This window comes from Culturomica massiliensis (assembly GCF_900091655.1).
In the GTDB taxonomy this organism is placed as follows: Bacteria; Bacteroidota; Bacteroidia; order Bacteroidales; family Marinifilaceae; genus Culturomica; species Culturomica massiliensis.
The window spans coordinates 1,689,101-1,709,247 of sequence record NZ_LT594621.1 but is presented as its reverse complement, the minus strand read 5'-3'; the positions used below and the strand labels follow the sequence as shown (position 1 = coordinate 1,709,247).

Sequence of the window (20,147 nt, the reverse complement as noted above, 5' to 3'; positions counted from 1 at the left end):
CTCCATTTTTAAGCTTTTAATTTTTCCGCCATAGCGTAGGCGATGGCTTTACAATCTTCGACATCCTGATTTTTCGGATGGCCGGATGCGTCGGCATGGGGAGCAACGATTTCCCATTTCATTTTATCGGCGAATTGGGTAAAACGGGGAAGAGCTCCTCCTGACCAGGTTTTGTTGGCAAAAAAGGCCAGATAGTGATTCTTTACACCGATGTGCTCCAGTTCGCTTAATAAGGTTTCCATCGTGGGAAATATACCGCCGTTATACGAGCAACTTCCCAGTATTACTCCTTTGTACCGGAAAATATCATTGATCAGGTAAGACGGATGGGTTTTTGACGTATCGTGAATACGGATTTTCCGGATACCTTTTTCTGCCAGGAAACGTCCGATCATGTCTGCCATGTTCTCGGTGTGTCCATACATACTGCTGAATGCAATAACAACACCTTCCTCTGTTTCATATCTGCTCCATTTATCATATTTGGCTATGATGTCTTTTATATGGGAACGCCAGATCGGCCCGTGTGTGGCGCATATCATATCGATGGGTAAGGTACCCAGTTTTTTCAATGCCGTTTGTGCCGGAACTCCGTATTTACCGACAATGTTCGAGTAATAACGGCTGATTTCTTCCTCCAGATAGTCAAGGTCGAGCTGATCGTCGAAAATACCTCCGTCTAATGTTCCGAATGCACCGAATATATCTCCGCTGAACAATATATGTTCGGAGGGAAGATAGGTAACCATTGTTTCAGGCCAATGAAGCATGGGAGCCATGTAAAATTGCAGTTTACGGCTTCCCAGATCCAGTGTACTTCCTTCTTTAACTTCCAATAAGTTATGGTGTATGCCGTAAAAATTTTCCAGCATGGGGAAGGTTTTGCAGTTGCCTACAATAGTCATATCCGGATAGTGGCATAATAAAGCTTTTATTGCTCCGGAGTGATCCGGCTCCATATGGTTCACAATCAGGTAATCTACCTTTTTACCGTTTAATGTCGTTTCCAGGCTTTCCAGGTAATCATCCATACGGCTTCTTTCAACCGTATCTACGACAACGACTTTTTCATCTACGATAACGTATGAATTGTAAGCGACTCCTTTGGGTAAAGGCCAATAGTTTTCAAACAGATGAGTCCTACGGTCATTTACACCGATCCGGTATATCCCTTTCTTTAATTCTACCGCTTGGTTCATGATTTGATATTTTTAGTTGTTCTATTTTTGTGCAAAAATTCTTTGTTTTAAGAGATACAAAGATAAAAAAAAGTCGCCACATAGCGAGTGTAACGACTTTTTAAGGATTTTTTCCGTTATTATTTGATACCCAACTTCTTTTTCAGATCTTTAGGAAGTGCATCCTTATGGATCATAATAGACGTGGTTTTGTATGCAAGGAACGGATAAGATACATATAAGTAACCGTGGTATTTATTATAATCTCCCCATGAATTTTTTACGACAAAATATTTGTTACCTGCTTGATCGACAGCCTTTCCGACAACGTGCATGCCGTGATCGTCCTGGGTCTGGTAATTGTCGAAAGCTTCCTGGCGCATTTCCTGGGTAATTTCTTTTTCTTTGCCCGGTTTGTCGAATTTATACAATTGTGCGTCTTTTTCTTTTTTAGAAAGAGCGACCCATTTTGTAATTTCGGCATTACTCATGTCTTTGATATCTGCTGTGGGTACGATTGCTATACCATCACGCGAGAATCCTCTCTCGGAAACATCCGAACCCCAGGAGAAACTGTAACCTTTGTCGATAGCCTTGTCCAATACATCCATCAATTCGTCCAGCGGAATATTGTAACTCATTTCTCCGATCCAGTTGTCCGGAACTTCCAGAGCAAATTGAGTATAGAAAGGGTGATGAGTGAAGGAAGTCAGACTGATGTAATCGTCCATATTTAATCCCGTGGCTTCTTTGTAGAAAGTCATAGGTGTATATTCTTTTCCTTTGTACGTGAATTTTTCCGGAATTTCCCCCAGATAAGCATCCAGAACTCCGTCGTATCCGCGTTTCCAGGCAGTGCTGAGTTTACGGTTGGGATTGGAAACGACGACATCCAGATAAGCTTTTAAAATGCCGTCCAACTCTCCGTGTACATGTACGTCTTCACCGTAGTTCAAACCTTTGTATACTTCCAGGGGTACAATACCGTAATTTTTAATGGCCCAGGTTACATCGGCAGAAGCACCTCCCTGACCGAAATTGAGTTTACCGTGCATACGAACGTATTTGTCTGCTTTTTCATTGTACGTATGCCAAACGATAAACATTGGGGACAGGCTGACAGAATCTTTCCCCAGACGCATCATTTCAGTTTCCAGAAAAGATATGGTTGACCAGGACCAGCAGGTACCTGCTCTGTCTTGAGACTTTACGGAAGTTGCAGGTAATCGTTTGAGTTCCGTAAATTTGTAACCTTCGGCTTCTTTGTTATCCTGTGCATAAACAGATAAAGCCAAAGCCAGCATTAAAACCAATGATGTGATTTTCTTCATAGAGATACTCATTTAATCGTTTGTAATTATAATTGTATATTTTATTTAGCAAATGCTTTCAAAGATAATTTGAAAATTTGAAAATACGAAGATTTGGAAACGTTTTCGTGTTATTTTATTACTAAAATAGGCAGAAAAATATAAAATCCTTATTCGTAACGGATGTGAACTTTACGAATAAGGAGAATAACGGCTGATTTTATAAAGAGGATTCCTCCGGACGGATGTTGTCTTTCAGAAATTTGTATTTTTTGTTGCAAATACCGATAAAGATGACTCCGGCAATGAACATGATGATGGCATCGAGATGCGAGCCTGTCGGGTTCATGTCTTTGAATAAGGCGTGCGTTTGTAAAGCCGAGGCTTCTGATGTGAAGGTAATGGCTGCCATAAAATTATTGGCCAGGTGGAGTCCGATAGCCAGTTCCAAACCGTCGTCCATGATAGCGATAAACCCTAAAATCAGTCCCATGAGGATATATTGGGGAAGGGCAACTTCTACGCCGAATGCTTTTATTTCCGGATTACTGATATGCATCAGGCCGAAAAGAATGGCGATAAAAAGGAAAGATATCCATTTGGATTTAAAGAACAATGCGGCACCCTGCATTAGGTAGCCCCGGAACATGATTTCCTCAAATCCTGTCTGAAAAGGAAGAAACAGGATGGAAATCAATACCAGCATAAAGAAATTCAAAGGATCGAACTGGAAGACGATGTCTGCATCTTCGGAAGATAATATCGTGATTGCAAGAGAAATCAAGGTCAGTATGGCCCATACGGCTGCTCCGAAAAAGAGTCTTCCCCAGTCGAATTTCGGACGGGCGGTAACGATATCCAGGTAATTTTTTTTATGTAAAAACTTTGCACAGAAGAATAAAGCGAAGAATCCGCCGACAAAAGTGAGCAGACTGAGTGCCAAACCTGTATTCGTGGATGTTATGGTTCCGATATTGCCTTGCATGGCAGCTTCCGGGTTACAAATGAACAGGTAAACGGCTAACGGGATGCCTGACAGTTGAATGGCAATAAAAACGATGAGTATCGTAACAACGTATAAGAACCAATTGTTTTTTCCGGTGTATGCTTTTTCGATGAACATGATTTTTGTAAATTTTAAAATTTATCACCTAGGTTTTTCAATAATATTTCCAGACTATATTCGTCGGGGATCAGTACTTGCCGGGCTTTACTTCCTTCGAACGGACCGACGACACCGGCTGCTTCGAGTTGGTCGATAATGCGTCCGGCCCGGTTATAGCCGATGGAGAAACGGCGTTGTATGGATGAGGTCGAACCTTGCTGAGAGTTGACAACTAAACGGGCCGCCTCTTCAAAAAGCGGGTCTTTGGTACCTAAATCTGCTTCGGAGATACTGCCTCCTCCTTCATTTTCAGGTATATATTCCGGAAGAGCAAATGCCGAGGGATAAGATTGCTGACCGGCAATAAAGTTGGTAATGGCATCTATTTCCGGAGTATCGACAAAGGCACATTGTACCCGGGTCATTTCGCTGCCGACAGAAATCAGCATATCCCCCCGTCCGATCAACTGATTGGCCCCCGGAGAGTCTAAAATGGTGCGGGAATCGATCATAGAGGCTACTTTAAAAGCTATACGTGCGGGAAAATTGGCTTTTATGACACCGGTAATGATATTGGTCGACGGCCTTTGTGTAGCGATGATCATGTGGATACCTACGGCCCGCGCTAATTGTGCAATACGGGCAATCGGTTGCTCAACATCTTTGCCGGCGGTCATGATCAGGTCGGCGAACTCATCGACTACAACTACAATATAGGGCAGATATTTGTGTCCCTTGTTCGGATTCAGCTGGCGTTTTACGAATTTTTCATTGTATTCTTTAATATTTCTGACCTGTGCTTCCTTTAAAAGGTCGTATCGACTGTCCATTTCTATGCACAGGGAGTTCAGGGTGTTGATTACTTTGGAGGTTTCCGTGATAATGGCTTCGTCTTCATCCGGTAGCTTGGCCAGGAAATGTTTTTCGATAACCGAATAGATGCTCAGTTCTACTTTTTTGGGGTCGACCATGACAAATTTTAATTGGGCCGGATGCTTTTTATACAGCAAAGAGGTAATGATGGCATTCAGTCCTACTGATTTTCCTTGTCCTGTGGCTCCTGCAACCAATAAATGAGGCATTTTGGCCAGATCGAAAGTATACGTTTCGTTTGAAATGGTACGTCCCATCGCAATCGGAAGGGCATATTTGGATTCCTGGAATTTTTTCGATGCGATAATTCCCCGCATGGAAACAACTTCCGGATTCTGATTCGGAACTTCGATACCGATGGTACCGGCTCCGGGTATCGGGGCTATAATACGTATCCCTAAAGCAGCCAGGCTTAAAGCAATATCGTCTTCCAGGTTCTTGATTTTTGAAATCTTTACTCCGGGGGCCGGGATGATTTCATATAAAGTAACGGTCGGTCCGATGGTAGCTTTGATTTTGACAATCTCGATTTTATAGTTTCGAAGGGTTTCGACGATCTTATTTTTATTTTCGTCCAACTCTTCCTGGGTTACTTTGGGATTGCCGCTGGAGTGCTCCTCCAATAAATCCAGATTGGGGTAGCGGTAGTTAGAGAGATCCAGTGTCGGATCGTAGTCTCCTTGCGGTTGGAGATTGGTAGACAGGGTTTCTTCCTTATTTTCGTCATTGATCGTTAATTCGACAGCTTCCGAATCCGGCGTGTCCGGCTTATCTTTTTCCGGAATATCGGTACTCTGAATGTCTGAAAGATCGTTTGGAAGTTCGAAATCTTCGATTGAAACCGGAATATTTTCAAAACCGGGTTCCGGCCTCTCTGCCTCCTGTTTTTCGGCCTCTTTTTCTGTTTCAAAGGTAAAGGGTGCATTCAGATATTCATCTTCCGGAAATTTGTCGAATTCTTTGCCCGGATCGAATTCCGGATCTTCGGTTGTATTTGTCAGGAGATCTTCCGGTAAGTCTGCAAGACCGGCGACAGTCTCCTTAATATCTTCCGGGGCTGTTACATTATCCGTGGTTTTGACTACCTTGGCTTTGGGAGAAAACAGATGCTTGATAAAGCCGATACATTTGTAAAATGTTTTTTCGAATCCGAAAAATAACAGGATTGCAAAAGTCAATAACAGGATAAAGAAAGTCCCGATACCTCCGATAACGGAATTCAGCCATTGGGAAACAAAATAGCCGTGTGCACCTCCCGGGTATAAATAGGAAGAAGAAATATTCAGGAGTGTATAGGATAACTCAGAAACATAACCTAAAAACAAAGATATCCAGATGATACCGAATATACTGAGGATGATTTTTTTCGGAAAATTACGGATGGTTTTTCCGGCAATGCATATGCCGGCCAATATAAAGATATAGCAAAAAATGAAGGATGATAATCCAAACCACCGGTTGATCAGTAAATCAGAAAACCAGGCTCCTATCTTTCCGGCCGGATTTCCGGCTGTAATTTCCGGGTTTGCGATAATTTGACGCAAGCCTCTGTCGATTAAACTTTGGTCGATTCCTCCCGTAAAGAAAAATCCGATCATGGAAAAAAGAAGATAGAGAGAGAATAATATCAGAGTTAGGCCCACAATAAAGCGGGTTCGGGGTTCTTTTAAAAATGACAGATTAAAATCAACCTGTTTTTTTTCAGCAGGTCGCCGACTCGTTGTTTTTTTCATCCTAAATACTTATTACTAAAACAGGATAAGTTTAAATACCTGATTGAAAACCAATTGTAAAGATTGTTTTTAGAAACGCCATTGTCGTGTTTTTCGCATACGAAGATACGAATTAATTGAAAATTGAAAGTTGAAAATTGAAAATTATTTGAAACCGCTTCCGTGCCGGAGCAGGTTATGGAAAAATAGAAGCCTGATGTAACGGAGGTGTTTCGTGTCGTATGGGAATATCAGACAACTAAAAGATTACAGGAAAATAATATTGGAATGAGCGGATTTACTCATTTTTATTTGAAAAGAGCCTGACACTTAGATCGTCTTTATCCGTGGTTATGAAATTACGACCACGAATAAAGACAAGGTTATTATTTTTACTTGTATAAGAATCTTTTAATACTTCTTTTCGGTGTTTTTTCAAATTCTTCGTTATAGATTTTGATTCTGGAAATCTGACTGTATGCAGGTAGCAGGTGATTGAGTTCCTTCAGATTCGTTTCCAGTATTTTAGGAAGATCGGTATCGCTGATTTGATTTGCATTTACCGCATCAAAATCCGGATATACGAGAGCTACTAATTTGCCATCCTGTTCTACGACGATAGATTCGGTGACATACAGCATATTGTTCAGCCGGTCTTCGATTTCCTCCGGATAGATGTTTTGTCCGCTGGGCCCCAGGATCATGTTTTTGCATCTGCCTTTGATGAACAGATAACCGTCGGCATCTATTAAGCCGAGGTCACCGGTATGTAACCAGCCTTCTTTGTCTAATGCGGCGGCGGTTGCTTCCGGGTTTTTATAGTATCCGGTCATGACACAATCTCCTTTGGCCAGAATTTCCCCGACGACATGTTGCGGATCGTCTGAGTCGATACGAAGCTCTACCCGGGGAACGGCTTTACCGCAAGACCCTTGTTTGAAGGTTTGCCAATCGTCATAACTTAGCAACGGTCCGCATTCCGTCATACCGTATCCGACAGTATAAGGGAAACGGATCGATCTCAGGAAGCTTTCCACTTCTTTATTTAACGCAGCTCCTCCGACAATGAGTTCTTTGAATTTTCCTCCGAACGCCTGAATTACTTTTTGCCGGATGGTATCTCTTATTTTATCATTGATGATCGGAATGTTCATCAATATTTTCATATGTGGCTTCTCAATGGTAGGGAAGATTCTTTTTTTGATGATTTTTTCGATAACCAACGGTACTGTGATGATTAAATTCGGTTTTACCTCGGCGAATGCGTCGGCGATAATTTTGGGCGAGGGAGTACGTGACAGAAAATGAATGTGCATTCCGCTGGCAAATTCGTATATGAATTCAAAAGCCAGTCCGTACATATGTGCCATAGGCAGCATACTGACGATCTGTTCTCCCGGAGTAAGTCCGAAAACGCCGAGGGCGAATTTGAGATTGGTCCACAAACTACGGTAGGGGAGCATTACTCCCTTAGAGGAACTGGTTGTACCGGAGGTATAGTTGATCATTGCCAGTTCATCGGGGCGGTCGTAATTGTATTTTACATTCTCTGCCATGAAGCGTTCCGGAAATTTTTTTCCGAATAATTCATTCAAACGTTCGCGTGCTTCCGTAAGGGATTTTTTATTGGAATGACGCAAGGAAAAATCTTCAATCCGTATAGCACCGTCGATGTCGGGCATAGCCGATTCGTCCAGATTTTCCCAGACGACATCGCCGACAAAAAGCAACCGGGCTTCCGAATGATTTACAATGTGGTGTATGTTGTCCGGTTTGAATTCGTTCAGGATCGGTACTGCAACGGCTCCGTATGTAAGAGTTGCCAGAAAAGCAATTCCCCACGTCGACATATTTCGGCTGCATAGGGCAATTTTATCTCCTTTGCGAATGTTGCTGTGTTCGAAAAGAATGTGTAGTTTTTCGATTTTCCGGGCTACATCTTTGTAAGAAGAAGTTGCTCCTTTAAAATCGGTGAGAGAAGGTTTGTCCCAATTATTTTTTATACTTTGTTCGATATATTGAATAAAGCTTTCTTCCATAATGACTTTTTTTAAGCCTTCAAATATAATTTTTTTAATAATAAATCGGAAAGAAAAATTGAAATTTAAGGATTTGGAAAAAGGTTAAATTGCTGACAGTTATTTGTTTGTCGTTTTATAAATGTATCCCGTGTGTGGACTTATTGGTACAAATAGCGTTTGATGCTTCGTTTAGGCGTTTTCTCAAATTCTTCCTGGCGAATGCGTATGCGACTGATTTGACTGTATCCCGGTAGAATTTCATTCAGTTGTTTCCGGTTTTGTTCCAGTTGTTTGGTCAGGGCAGTGTCTGAAAGTTTAGCGTTTCGGGCTGCTTCGAAATCCGGATAAATAAGAGCAACCAGTTTGCCCTCGTGCTCGATGACTAAAGATTCTGCCACATAAGGCATAACATTCAGCTTGTCTTCTATTTCCTCTGGATAAATGTTTTGCCCGCTCGGACCGAGTATCATATTTTTGCTTCTTCCTTTGATGTAAAGATAACCGCTTTCGTCTATAATTCCGAGGTCTCCGGTATGTAGCCATCCCTCTTCGTCCAGAGCTGCGGCTGTGGCTTGCGGATTTTTATAATATCCTTTCATGACATTGTCGCCTCTGACTAAGATTTCTCCGACAATGCGGTGGGGATTTGCCGAATCGATTTTTAGTTCGATCCGGTCTATGGCTTTACCGCAAGAACCCAAACGGAATGTCCGCCAATCGTCGAAAGAGATACCCGGACCGCATTCGGTCATTCCGTAACCTACGGTATAGGGGAAACGAATATCTGCCAGGAATGCTTCGACTTCGTGATTCAAAGCTGCACCTCCGACAGCCAATAACTTGAATTGTCCTCCGAAAGCATCCAATACTTTTTGTTTGATGGAGGCTTTTACTTTGTTATTTAGGATCGGGATTCTCATAAACAGGCGTATATGCCTTTTTTGAAGGTGGGGTAAAACACCTTTACGGATAACTTTTTCAATGATCAGAGGAACGGCAACAATCAGGTTGGGGCGTATGTTTTGGAAAACTTCCGCAATGACCCGCGGGGATGGGGTTTTAGCCAGGAAATAAACCTGTGTGCCGCTGGCAAAAGGATAAATAAATTCGAATGCCAGTCCGTACATGTGAGCCATTGTCAGAATGGCGACCAGCTTTTCTCCGGGGTGATATCCCATTTGGTCCAATGCGAAACGGAGATTCGACCACATACTTAGATAAGGCAGAACGACGCCTTTGGAAGCACTGGTCGTACCTGAAGTATAGTTGATCATGGCTATTTCTTCCGGTTGGTCTTTCCGGTAGCTGACGTCGTCGACGGTGAAACGATCCGGAAATTTTTCTCCGAAGAGACGATTGACTTGTTTGCGGGCATCTCTGATAACGGGTTTGCTGATTTCTTTGACAACATAGTCTTCCATGCGTATGACACCGTCCAGGTGTGGCATGTGTTGGTGGTCCAGTTGTTCCCAGTTCGAATCTCCGACGAACAGTAAACGGGCTTCGGAGTGGTTTATAATGTGATGAATATTATCGGCTTTGAATTCGTGTAATATCGGAATGGCAACAGCTCCGTAAGTCAATGTCGCCAGAAAAGCGATTCCCCAATTGGCACTGTTCCGGCTGCAAAGTGCAATTTTTTCTCCTTTTTGGATGCCGCAGGCATTGAAAAATAAATGTAGTTTTTCAATTTTTCGAGCTACATCCCGGTAGGTGTAAGTTACACCTTTATAGTCGCATAAGGCGACCAGGTCCCAATGGCTTTTAATACTGTATTCGATAAGGTATATAAAACTGTTTTCCATACGGATGTTTATTGGTTTTTCTACTTATACTGTTAATTCCGGAAAAAGTTAAAACGGAGAAGGTGAAAACAGTGTTAGGGCTTGTCTTTCTTCGTTAAATAATGTGAGGTGTGAAACTAAAAGGATATCAGCCCGTACTTAGTGAACGAACTTAGAAATGATTCTATTTTAATATTTTAAAGTTATTTGGTTATGAAAAAAACAGAAAATCCAAACACGCCTATTTTTGGAACTTCAGAAGAAGCTCGTGTAGCACCTAAATTTGAAATGCCGGAGAATTCGATGCCGGGAGAGGTGGCTTATCAGATCATACATGATGAAGCTATGCTGGATGGTAATTCTCGCCTTAATCTGGCTACGTTTGTTACTACCTGGATGGACGATTATGCACGCCGGGTAATGACGGAAAATATGGATAAAAATATGATTGATAAAACGGAATATCCTCAAACGGCCGAAATTGAACGTCGTTGTGTAAATATTCTGGCTAAATTATGGAATTCTCCGGAGCCTCCTTATTGCACCGGTACCAGTACCGTAGGTTCTTCTGAAGCTTGTATGCTGGGGGGAATTGCTGCCTTGAAGCGGTGGCAGAAACGTCGTCGGGCAAAAGGACTTCCCACCGATAAACCCAATTTTATTATTTCTACCTGTATGCAGGTTGTATGGGAAAAGTTTGCCATCTATTGGGATGTAGAAATGCGTATGGTGCCGGTTACGGCTGAAAAAATCACACTGGACCCGCAAGATGTTGTCAAAATGTGTGACGAGAATACGATTTGTGTCGTTCCCATTCAGGGGGTAACCATTACCGGATTGGATGATAATGTTAAAGAAATCAACGATGCATTGGATAAACTCAATAAAGAAAAAGGCTGGGAAATTTGTATTCATGTGGATGCGGCTACCGGTGGTTTTATTCATCCCTTTATCGATCCGGAAACACTTTGGGATTTCCGTTTGAAATGGGTGTTATCCATCAGTACTTCCGGTCATAAATTTGGTCTGGTATATCCGGGCGTAGGCTGGGTGGTTTGGAAAGACAAAAAATATCTGCCTGAAGAAATGAACTTTGCCGTGAATTATCTGGGGGCTAATATTCCGAGTATTTCCATTAACTTTTCCCGTCCGGGTAATCAGGTCCTGGCACAGTATTATCAGTTTTTGCGTTTAGGAATGGAAGGCTACCGTCAGATACAGCAAAATTGTCTCGATGTTTGTGCTTACTTGCGGAAACAACTGAAAGAAATGGGTATTTTTGAATTTTTGAGTGAGAAAAACCCGAATCCGTTATTTATCTGGAAGCTGAAAGATGATCCGAACCGGAAATGGACTCTTTATGATTTATCGGATGCTTTGCATGTCGAAGGCTGGCAAGTACCGGCTTATACGATGCCTAAAGCCATGGAGGATGTCGTAATCATGCGGATTGTCGTTCGTCAGGGAACAGGAATCGATTTAGCCGATTTGTTGATGCAGGATATTCGCCGGAGTGTTGAAGTTTTGAATAAATTGGAAGAACCGACGAACAGTGCTATTCAATGGAAGAATAAGATTCCGCAGAAACCCAGAGGTTTCAATCACGCTCGATAGAGTTGTAGTAAATTGTTAAATATGGCCTTGGAACAATGATTTTATATTGTTCCAAGGTTATTTTTTGCAGACAGGTTATAATAGAAGCGTCTTCTGTCTTGTTTACGGATTGAATATATAGTATCCGTAAGGGGGATATCTTTTTTTCAATATAGTTGAATATCATATTTATTTTCGTTTATTTTTCTTATCTATGCGGCGTAATTGTGCTAATAAAGTCCCGGTTATGAAGATTTCTGATGAATACATAGAGATATTTTTGTCACAGGCGACAGAAGTCGGAAATATCTTATTCTGGAGATATTTTTGCAGATCGGCAAAGTTTGAAATATTGGGGAAAAGGAATTATTTTTTCGAAGAATTACAATTACCTGTAAGGGAAAAAAACGATATTTCTGTTTATTGCTGTTGCATTTTCCCGGAAGATCAGCAGCATTTTCAAGATATTGTATCGGGAAATTTTCCGGAAGAAGGTGGGGATTATACTTATCGATTGTATGCTGCCGGAGAAACGAGATACCATAAATGCCGCTACAGCCGGTTGAAAACAGAGGAGGGCGATATCGTACTCGGCACATTGGCGGACGAGACATATAAAGTCAAATCCCGGGAAAAGGAAACCTTGTTTGAGTATATCGCCAAATATTCGAATATCGGGATTTTTTCTTATGCCCCGGTTACGGGCAAAGGAGAGATGAGCGAAACGTGGTGCGAGAATTTTGGGATTCCTTTCGGACTTCCTTTTAAGGAGTCTATGCAGGAATTTATGAAACATATACATCCCGAAGACCGGGACCGGATTAAGCAGGTCGGATTACAGCTTCGGCGTGGAGAAAAAATATTTATGGATGAAGAGTTCCGTATCAATACCGGTGATTCCGTCAAATGGATGAGATATATTGCTATTGTCCGGAAATATTCCGGGGACAATGATTTGCAGATTATAGGTTTGAATCAGGATATCACTCATATAAAAAAGCAGGAAGAACGGAATCAAAAGATTTTGGAAGCTTTACCGGATTTCATTTTTATTTTCGATACTAATTTCTTTATCTGCGATTTATTGAAATCGGCTGAAATACAACTTTTACACTCCTTGGAAGAATTGGTAGGGGCTGATGGGCGTACTATTTTTTCTGAAGATGTTTCAGCGCTATATATTGAATCGATAAATCAATGTCTGCGGTCGGGCAAGTTAATTGAAATCGAATATTATCTGGATGCCCGAGGGAGTAGACATTATTTTCAGGCCCGAATGGTTCCCTTTGAAAATAATAAAGTGCTGGCATTGATTCATGATATCAGCGACCGGGTAAAGTATATGCAGGAATTGATCGATGCTAAACAGAAAGCAGAAACTGCCGATAAATTGAAATCTGCTTTTTTGGCCAATATGAGTCACGAGATCCGTACTCCTCTGAATGCTATTATCGGTTTTTCAGATTTACTTATGACAGCCGTTGAGCCGGAAGAAAAAGAAGAGTATATACAAATTATCAATGCTAATAATGATTTATTACTGAAACTGATCAATGATATATTGGATCTTTCGCGGATAGAGTCGGGATCGATGGAACTGAAATATGAAGAATTCGATTTGGCCGAATATTTTAATGAAATTGCATCTTCTATGCAGCAAAGGATGAATAATCCGAATGTACGTTTGCTTTCTGTGAATCCTTATACCTGTTGTATCGTGAAGCTGGATAAAAGCCGGTTCGCGCAAATTCTGACGAATTATGTTACGAATGCCATTAAATACACTTCCAAAGGGTTTATTGAAATGGGATATGGGGAGGTGGATGGGGGCATTCGTTTGTATGTTAAGGATACCGGAATAGGCATTGCCGATGATAAAAAAGCAAAGGTATTCAGCCGTTTTGAAAAACTGGATGAGTTTGCGCAAGGCACGGGACTCGGGCTTTCGATATGTAAAGCTATTGCAGATGTGTGCGGAGGCGGTGTGGGGTTTGAGTCTGAATACGGACAAGGTTCCGTATTTTGGGCAATTTTACCCTGTTCCGTAAGTGTGACGGGTGATAAGGGAGAAAAAGATAATAAGCAGGAATCAGTAATTGAGGATTGGACGGAAAGAGAGGTTTTGACCGATGTAAAATCAATGAACCGGAAACTCATACTGGTGGCTGAAGATATTCAAAGTAACTATTTGCTGATTTCTGCATCACTTCAGAAAGATTACGATTTAATTCGGGCGGTAAACGGGAAGGAAGCTGTTGAGATTGTACGAACGGTACCCGGGATCGATTTGGTATTGATGGATATGAAGATGCCTGAAACGGACGGGATGACGGCTACAAGAGAGATCCGGACGTTTAATAAAAAATTACCGATTATAGCTTTGACAGCTTATGCTTTTGATACGGATAAACAGGCTGCATTAGCTGCCGGATGTAACGATTATCTTGTAAAACCCATCGATAAGGTAAAATTGAAAGCTGTTTTGCAAAAATACGGCTGAATGAATTCTCAGTTTACCGGATCGTGTATCCCATTGTCCGGTATTCGGAGGGGAATATTCGTGGATAGAGTCGTTTTATATTACATTTAAATAATTAAAAACCACCATGAGCCGGATGGCTGCATGGTGGTGTAAAATTTAAGTTATAATAATTTCGTATAGATTTAAAATTACCCGTCTACCTGATTCGCTATCAGATTCTTTAATTTAAAATCATAACTCAGCAATGAAAACGTTCTTTTAATCGATAACCTTGCCGCTTACCGGATATTTGTACCAATCTTTGTTTTGAGTACCATTGCTGCTTACCCATTTTCCGAACTTGGGATAGGCTTCGATAAAATCGGTTTTTTCAATAGCATGCTTAATATTTACCGGAACTTTAATGCCCCATACAAAACCGTCTTTGTCGCAGTAAGGTGTAGACGACATTAAACCATTGGCATCCGTTTCGTAATTCTGGTAATAAGCCGTAGGAGAATAACCTCTTAAATGAATTTCCTTGTCTGCTGTCAGAAAGAAATTCTGATTGGTCGTTGCTACAGATGCAACTAAAGCCTGAGTTTTTTCAAGGTTACTAAAACTATTTATTTTTAATTTTATGGTAGCTGTAATGAGTTGGTTTTTATCAACTTCGTGTCCTTTTTCTGTATTGTAGAATTGCGCTCCGTTCTGTCCTTTTAAAGCAGATGTGCCTTCAAATACAAATACTGCCGGTCCTTCTTCATTCGGATTTAAGAATTTTACTTTTACGATTTCCTGATCCTGGCTGATATCGTAAGAGTCGATGTATTTAGCCGGCAGGGCATCCAATTGAAGGCCTAACTGATAATTATATGATCCCCCGATGGCCTTGAACTGGATGTTGATGTCCAATCCTTCGTGATTGTATACCTCCGGTCTGCCGCCTCCGCTTATTCTACCGGTAATGTCGTAATGGATCACGAAATCGTTGAAATCATAGTCTCCTTTGACAGGCCAATAGTCTTCGAACATAATCGTTCCCCGGCTGATATAATGTGTGAGTTCATATTTGTAAATATCATCGTTTTTTATTTCATATTCTGCATCTTCCGGAAGTTTGATTGCCTGTGCAGCCCTTGTTGCCTTGACAGCAACAGGCATGACTTCTTTTTTTCCGTTCTGTAACGGAAATTGCAGGTATAAAGTCTGGGTTGAAGCCGGGTACTCTAGCATAATTTCGTTCGGCGTTGCAGATACAGGTACCTGTGCAATCAGTTGATCTTCATTGCAGCTTTCATCTGTAAAAATAGAAGCTACGGTCTCGACCGGTGCACTGATAATATAGTTGGCACTTGCCGTCATTTGCCAGTTAAATCCTTTGGGAACAGCTAAATCTGAGGTATGTTTAACTTTATCCGGATCGTACACTCCGTGATCTTTTTCACAGGATATCAATAGAGTGACGATACTTAATGTACTGATAAAAAATAAGTAAATCTTTTTCATGATTCAAATTTATGACACTACAAAGATAATATATTTAAATATAATTTTTTTATATAAAAAAATAATTTTATATAAAAAAGTGTTTTACATGATCGGTTATTTTAAAATAAAGAGATTTTCTTTATAAATTCGGGAAATATTGACGTTCTTCGGTTTTTATTTTGTTATTTTTATTTTTTAATCAATTCGGTTGATCACATGGTATGACGATATTTTCCGGGACAGGATCTATACCGGATGTAAAAATGATGAATGATGGATATTATTTCAATTCGGAAACAACCGCAGTATTTGGAAAAAGCGATTGCTTATTTTCAGGATAAATGGGCCGGTAATGTTAATAAAATGATATATGATGATTGTCTGAAACATGGCATAGATGCGTCCAATCCTTTGCCTCAGTTTTATCTTTTGGTAAAACAGGACGAGATTATTGGTTGTGCCGGTCTGATTACCAATGATTTCAATTCCCGAATGGAGCTTTATCCGTGGTTGTCAGCTCTATTTATCGAAGAAAAATACAGGGGAAATAATTACGGACGTCTTTTAATCAAAGAGGCTGAAAAAGATGCTTTGAAAGCAGGATTCACCAAGTTGTATTTGTGTACAGATCATACTTCTTATTATGAACGGTTCGGATTTACCTATATAGGAGAATGTTATCATCCCTGGGGAGGACATTCCCGGGTTTATGAGATCGGTTTATGTAATAAAGAGGATCATAGAAAAAGAACATCGATTTCCCGTTGAATGTATAGAGGCCGGACAGATGCTTCTGTTTTGTGATTGACACAGAATTCACGAGGAAGACCGGATACTTTACGCACAAACAAAACGAAAACTTACCCGGTAAACGTGGAAATATGTACGGGGTTGTGCGGATGCGAAAACAGGAGTTGTCCGGGATATTTTAAACGGGTAAACTTAAATAGCCGTTTCTCGTAATTATAGGGTAGATAAAATTGATCGTTATGGATTATCGGGTTGAAAAAGATACACTGGGCGAGGTAAAAGTTCCTGCCCGGGCTTACTATGGGCCCCAGACACAAAGAAGTGTCGATAATTTCAAGATTGCCCGTGATACCGACCGGATGCCGATGGAGGTGATCCGGGCATTTGCTTACCTGAAAAAAGCGGCTGCTTTGACTAATTATGAGGCCGGTATTCTGGAGAAAGAAAAATGTGATCTTATCGGCCGGGTCTGTGATGAAATTCTGAACGGAGAATTGGACGATCAGTTTCCACTGGTCGTATGGCAAACCGGTAGCGGTACACAAACCAATATGAATGTGAACGAAGTGATTGCCAACCGGGCACAGGTATTAAGCGGCGGAAAGTTGACAGACCGATTTAAAATTTTGTCGCCGAATGACGATGTCAATAAATCCCAATCGTCAAATGATACTTTTCCCACGGCTATGCATATTGCCGCTTACCGGATGCTGATGGAAATAACAATCCCCGGGATTGAAAAGTTAAAGGATGCTTTGGGAGAGAAAAGTCAGGAATTTATGTCTGTTGTAAAAATCGGACGCACTCATTTTATGGATGCTACACCGCTGACTTTGGGGCAGGAATTCAGCGGATATCTATCACAATTGGAACATGGGTTACAGGCGCTTCGAAACAGTTTGTCTCATTTGACAGAACTGGCATTGGGAGGGACTGCTGTCGGAACAGGAATCAATACCCCTCCCGGGTATGCTGAAAATGTTGCGAGGCATATTGCAGAATTAACGGCTTCGCCTTTTGTAAGTGCGCCGAATAAATTTGAGGCTTTAGCGACTCACGATGCTTTGGTTGAAACTCACGGTGTATTGAAAGTTATTGCTGTAAGTTTGATGAAGATAGCCAATGATATCCGGATGCTGGGGTCGGGACCGCGCTGCGGTATCGGCGAATTGCATTTGCCTGAAAATGAACCGGGCTCTTCCATTATGCCGGGTAAAGTCAATCCGACTCAATGTGAAGCTTTGACGATGATTGCCGCCCAGGTGATGGGAAATGATGTAACTGTAGGGATCGGAGGGGCTAACGGGCATTTTGAATTAAATGTGTTTAAACCCGTGATAATTCGTAATTTCCTTCATTCTGCCCGGCTGATTGGTGAAGGCTGTTTCAGTTTTTCCCAACGTTGTGTAAAAGGAATCCGGCCGGTGAAAGAGGTTATCGCTAAGCATCTGGAAAATTCTTTGATGCTGGTTACTGCTTTGAATCCGTATATCGGTTATTACAAAGCGGCGGAAATCGCTCAGCGGGCTTATCGGGAAGGAAAAACATTACGTGAAGTGGCTGTCGGATCCGGGTATGTTTCCGCTGCCGATTTTGACCGTTGGGTTGACCCTGCTAAAATGGTAGGTAAGAGCCTGTGAGTTTAAATATGCGTGATTTTATTATAAAATAAACTGTGCTAATTGTAAATAATTACTTTTAACACAGTTTATAGGTATACTTAAACTCAGATTTTCCGGTCAAATCAGTGTCGTCATTCCGGTAGTCGGAGTTTCTTCCTTTACAAACTCTCCGGCTTCATTGAAATATACGGTTAATTTCGTATCTTCTTTTTTGATGACCAGTTTGTAGCTCTTGTCGGAACCTTTACTGGCTTCTTCGATCGTATAGCCTTCATATTTCGCTTTAACAGCCGTTGTCACGTTTTCCGGAACCTGGGCTACTTCGATCTTCGTGTAAGTAACTTTTTCCTGGGCCAGCAATATAGAAGTATCTTCTTTCACGACAGTGTCTTTTTTTACGACAGTATCCTGTGCACTTATCGGAACTACTACGTAATTTTCGGCGGATGCCGGGATTGCAAATACACATACTGTCATTGCTACGAACGCGCTTTTCACTAAATTTTTCATGGCATTTTGATTTTAATGTTAATAATGATATTTGAATACTTATTTTTTATCGTACTCGTAAATGAATAATGAAAAATGTATGCCAAAGAATTTTTTTTAAAATAGTAAAGTAATAAGTGATTGTATATTAGTGATATAATGTGTGTTTAATAACCCTATTTTAGTTCCATTTACAAAAATTATGTAGAAAGATGAGGAAATTTATCTTTTTTCCGGGGAACAATTCCTCATTTTCAGAACGAGAACTCTTAAAATGCGGATTTAAAAGAACTGGATTTTTATTCGGGTGTTTTAAAAAACAAAATGGAGTGTATCGATAGGATCGGTTATTTATTTTTTACTTTTGTCACGAATTGTAAATGCTGTTTTAGCGTTTGTTTTTATTTATTGTATGGAAACGAGTCACAAACTTTATTCACAGGCTGCGATAGCCTTAGCTACTTTTTTTGGCGGACCTTTTGCCGCTGCTCTGCTGATCCGTAAAAATTGTATCGTATTGGGACAGGAGCGATGGGGATTCAATGCACTGATATTGGGAATTATCACGACCGTTTTGCTTTTCGGTTGTATTTTTATGATACCCGAGCCGGTGCTTGATAAAATACCGAATGCGTTGATTCCGGCAATATACACTGCTATTATTTGTATGATAGTGGAAAAGGTGCATGGAAGAGAGTTAAGAGCTCATAAGGCGAAAGACGGTTTATTTTATTCCAATTGGCGGGCTGCCGGGATCGGTCTTGTTTCTTGCGTTGTTATTCTGGCCGTGTTGCTCGGCGGAATTTATCTGGGGGAAGATAATTGGAATTCTACAGAGTATGATGCGAAGATAAAACAGTTTGCCCGTAACGAGGAAGTGGCGTTGTCCCTTTATAACATTCTGGAAGAGAAACCGGCGGAAAAGGCAGTCGAATTTATAGAAACGACCGGTATTCCCAAATGGAAAGAAAATATAGAACTGCTTAAAGCGATGGATACTCTGGAAGGTATACCTTCGGAATTTACAGAATATAATGAATTACTGCGTAGTTATTGTCAGGTTCGTATTGATATGTATACGTTAATCGCCAAGATACTAGATGAAGATTCGGAATCCTATCAGGAGGAATTGCAGAAATTAGACAAACGGCTGGAGGATATTATAAGCCGGCTGAGCAAATAAAAAACGGCAGATTCATTATAACTTTTTTATACGGGTAAATACAAGGTTTCCGATTGTTCCGGAAGCCTTGTATATTTTGTTTTGAATGATTCGTATATTAATTTCATGTTATTAAAATATAGTTTTGCCGGAAATTATTACTTTTTCTCGTAACAAATCGATATAGGAACCTGTTTAACCGGTAGGTACTAAAACTTATATCGATGAAACCTGTCTTTACTTTTGGCCGGATCATGCTGGGATTGGCATATATTGTTTACGGCTATCTGCATTTTGCTTATACAACTGCTGATGCCGCTCTGGTGCCGCAAGGCGTGGGGCGTCCGGCTGTTTGGGTCATTTTGATCGGAATCTGTTGGTGGGCGGTGGCCTTGAGTTTTTTTACCGATATTCTGACTCGTTTGAGTGGAGTGTTGGCATCTGTATTGCTGTTTTTCATATTATTTTTTGTGATATTACCGGATTTTAACGGAGTAAGTTCGTGGCTTTCGATGGCTTCTGTTTTTGCTTTGATCGGTGGTTCGCTTCAGGTGGCTGTACACGGAAAAATGTGGTATAGACGTAAAAATATATAG

The 20,147-nt window shown here is 41.0% G+C and carries 14 protein-coding genes; 6 read left to right on the top strand and 8 right to left on the bottom strand.

All coding sequences use genetic code 11. The features are described from left to right. Window positions 1–8: 8 nt before the first annotated feature. The 6 genes from BN8908_RS08550 to BN8908_RS08525 all read right to left on the bottom strand — a co-directional run bounded on the left by BN8908_RS08550 (window position 9) and on the right by BN8908_RS08525 (window position 10,004). Entirely contained in the window at window positions 9–1,199 is a 1,191-nt protein-coding gene (locus BN8908_RS08550) for an FprA family A-type flavoprotein (RefSeq protein WP_021988322.1), read from the bottom strand. A gap of 119 nt (window positions 1,200–1,318) precedes the next feature. Continuing rightward, window positions 1,319–2,509: a C1 family peptidase gene (locus tag BN8908_RS08545; protein WP_021988323.1), complete on the bottom strand. Its 1,191-nt coding sequence runs from the start codon at window positions 2,507–2,509 to the stop codon at window positions 1,319–1,321. A gap of 199 nt (window positions 2,510–2,708) precedes the next feature. Further along, window positions 2,709–3,611, bottom strand: coding sequence for a CPBP family intramembrane glutamic endopeptidase (locus BN8908_RS08540; RefSeq protein WP_068690112.1), 903 nt, complete (start codon window positions 3,609–3,611; stop codon window positions 2,709–2,711). A gap of 14 nt (window positions 3,612–3,625) precedes the next feature. Beyond that, complete coding sequence (locus tag BN8908_RS08535; RefSeq protein WP_068690110.1) at window positions 3,626–6,199, bottom strand: FtsK/SpoIIIE family DNA translocase; 2,574 nt, start codon at window positions 6,197–6,199, stop codon at window positions 3,626–3,628. 371 nt (window positions 6,200–6,570) lie between these two features. After that, entirely contained in the window at window positions 6,571–8,217 is a 1,647-nt protein-coding gene (locus BN8908_RS08530; protein WP_068690108.1) for an AMP-binding protein, read from the bottom strand. Window positions 8,218–8,357: 140 nt separating this feature from the next. Continuing rightward, the gene (locus BN8908_RS08525) at window positions 8,358–10,004 is read right to left on the bottom strand and encodes an AMP-binding protein (protein ID WP_068690106.1); all 1,647 of its coding nucleotides are present in this window, start codon (window positions 10,002–10,004) and stop codon (window positions 8,358–8,360) included. A gap of 192 nt (window positions 10,005–10,196) precedes the next feature. Between BN8908_RS08525 and gad the strand changes: the two genes are divergently transcribed. Then, window positions 10,197–11,597 (top strand): glutamate decarboxylase, encoded by a 1,401-nt coding sequence (gene gad, locus BN8908_RS08520; protein ID WP_021988327.1) that lies wholly within the window; start codon window positions 10,197–10,199, stop codon window positions 11,595–11,597. A 226-nt stretch (window positions 11,598–11,823) separates the two neighbouring features. Then, a complete protein-coding gene (locus BN8908_RS08515; protein WP_068690104.1) occupies window positions 11,824–14,076 on the top strand; it encodes a PAS domain-containing hybrid sensor histidine kinase/response regulator in 2,253 nt (750 codons plus the stop codon). 240 nt (window positions 14,077–14,316) lie between these two features. Here the strand turns inward: BN8908_RS08515 and BN8908_RS08510 are convergent, their stop codons facing one another. Next, window positions 14,317–15,546 carry an LruC domain-containing protein gene (locus BN8908_RS08510; RefSeq protein ID WP_068690102.1) on the bottom strand — a complete coding sequence of 410 codons (1,230 nt, stop codon included), beginning with the start codon at window positions 15,544–15,546 and terminating at the stop codon, window positions 14,317–14,319. Window positions 15,547–15,801: 255 nt separating this feature from the next. Between BN8908_RS08510 and BN8908_RS08505 the strand changes: the two genes are divergently transcribed. Beyond that, window positions 15,802–16,296: a GNAT family N-acetyltransferase gene (locus BN8908_RS08505; RefSeq protein ID WP_068690100.1), complete on the top strand. Its 495-nt coding sequence runs from the start codon at window positions 15,802–15,804 to the stop codon at window positions 16,294–16,296. A gap of 221 nt (window positions 16,297–16,517) precedes the next feature. Continuing rightward, complete coding sequence (gene fumC, locus BN8908_RS08500) at window positions 16,518–17,918, top strand: class II fumarate hydratase (protein WP_068690098.1); 1,401 nt, start codon at window positions 16,518–16,520, stop codon at window positions 17,916–17,918. A 99-nt stretch (window positions 17,919–18,017) separates the two neighbouring features. Here the strand turns inward: fumC and BN8908_RS08495 are convergent, their stop codons facing one another. After that, a complete protein-coding gene (locus BN8908_RS08495; RefSeq protein WP_068690096.1) occupies window positions 18,018–18,410 on the bottom strand; it encodes a hypothetical protein in 393 nt (130 codons plus the stop codon). A gap of 391 nt (window positions 18,411–18,801) precedes the next feature. Here BN8908_RS08495 and BN8908_RS08490 point away from each other — a divergent pair, with 391 nt between their 5' ends. Together BN8908_RS08490 and BN8908_RS08485 are read left to right on the top strand one after the other, a co-directional pair. After that, a complete protein-coding gene (locus BN8908_RS08490) occupies window positions 18,802–19,572 on the top strand; it encodes a hypothetical protein (RefSeq protein ID WP_068690093.1) in 771 nt (256 codons plus the stop codon). A gap of 203 nt (window positions 19,573–19,775) precedes the next feature. Then, a complete protein-coding gene (locus tag BN8908_RS08485; protein ID WP_021988335.1) occupies window positions 19,776–20,147 on the top strand; it encodes a hypothetical protein in 372 nt (123 codons plus the stop codon).

What these genes read in the sequence shown, in the direction of transcription:
- gad (WP_021988327.1), top strand. Translation starts at nt 10,197, where the DNA reads ATGAAAAAAACAGAAAATCCAAACACGCCTATTTTTGGAACTTCAGAA.
- BN8908_RS08550 (WP_021988322.1), bottom strand. Translation starts at nt 1,199, where the DNA reads ATGAACCAAGCGGTAGAATTAAAGAAAGGGATATACCGGATCGGTGTA.
- BN8908_RS08540 (WP_068690112.1), bottom strand. Translation starts at nt 3,611, where the DNA reads ATGTTCATCGAAAAAGCATACACCGGAAAAAACAATTGGTTCTTATAC.
- BN8908_RS08510 (WP_068690102.1), bottom strand. Translation starts at nt 15,546, where the DNA reads ATGAAAAAGATTTACTTATTTTTTATCAGTACATTAAGTATCGTCACT.
- fumC (WP_068690098.1), top strand. Translation starts at nt 16,518, where the DNA reads ATGGATTATCGGGTTGAAAAAGATACACTGGGCGAGGTAAAAGTTCCT.
- BN8908_RS08485 (WP_021988335.1), top strand. Translation starts at nt 19,776, where the DNA reads ATGAAACCTGTCTTTACTTTTGGCCGGATCATGCTGGGATTGGCATAT.
- BN8908_RS08525 (WP_068690106.1), bottom strand. Translation starts at nt 10,004, where the DNA reads ATGGAAAACAGTTTTATATACCTTATCGAATACAGTATTAAAAGCCAT.
- BN8908_RS08530 (WP_068690108.1), bottom strand. Translation starts at nt 8,217, where the DNA reads ATGGAAGAAAGCTTTATTCAATATATCGAACAAAGTATAAAAAATAAT.
- BN8908_RS08505 (WP_068690100.1), top strand. Translation starts at nt 15,802, where the DNA reads ATGGATATTATTTCAATTCGGAAACAACCGCAGTATTTGGAAAAAGCG.
- BN8908_RS08545 (WP_021988323.1), bottom strand. Translation starts at nt 2,509, where the DNA reads ATGAAGAAAATCACATCATTGGTTTTAATGCTGGCTTTGGCTTTATCT.
- BN8908_RS08515 (WP_068690104.1), top strand. Translation starts at nt 11,824, where the DNA reads ATGAAGATTTCTGATGAATACATAGAGATATTTTTGTCACAGGCGACA.
- BN8908_RS08495 (WP_068690096.1), bottom strand. Translation starts at nt 18,410, where the DNA reads ATGAAAAATTTAGTGAAAAGCGCGTTCGTAGCAATGACAGTATGTGTA.
- BN8908_RS08490 (WP_068690093.1), top strand. Translation starts at nt 18,802, where the DNA reads ATGGAAACGAGTCACAAACTTTATTCACAGGCTGCGATAGCCTTAGCT.
- BN8908_RS08535 (WP_068690110.1), bottom strand. Translation starts at nt 6,199, where the DNA reads ATGAAAAAAACAACGAGTCGGCGACCTGCTGAAAAAAAACAGGTTGAT.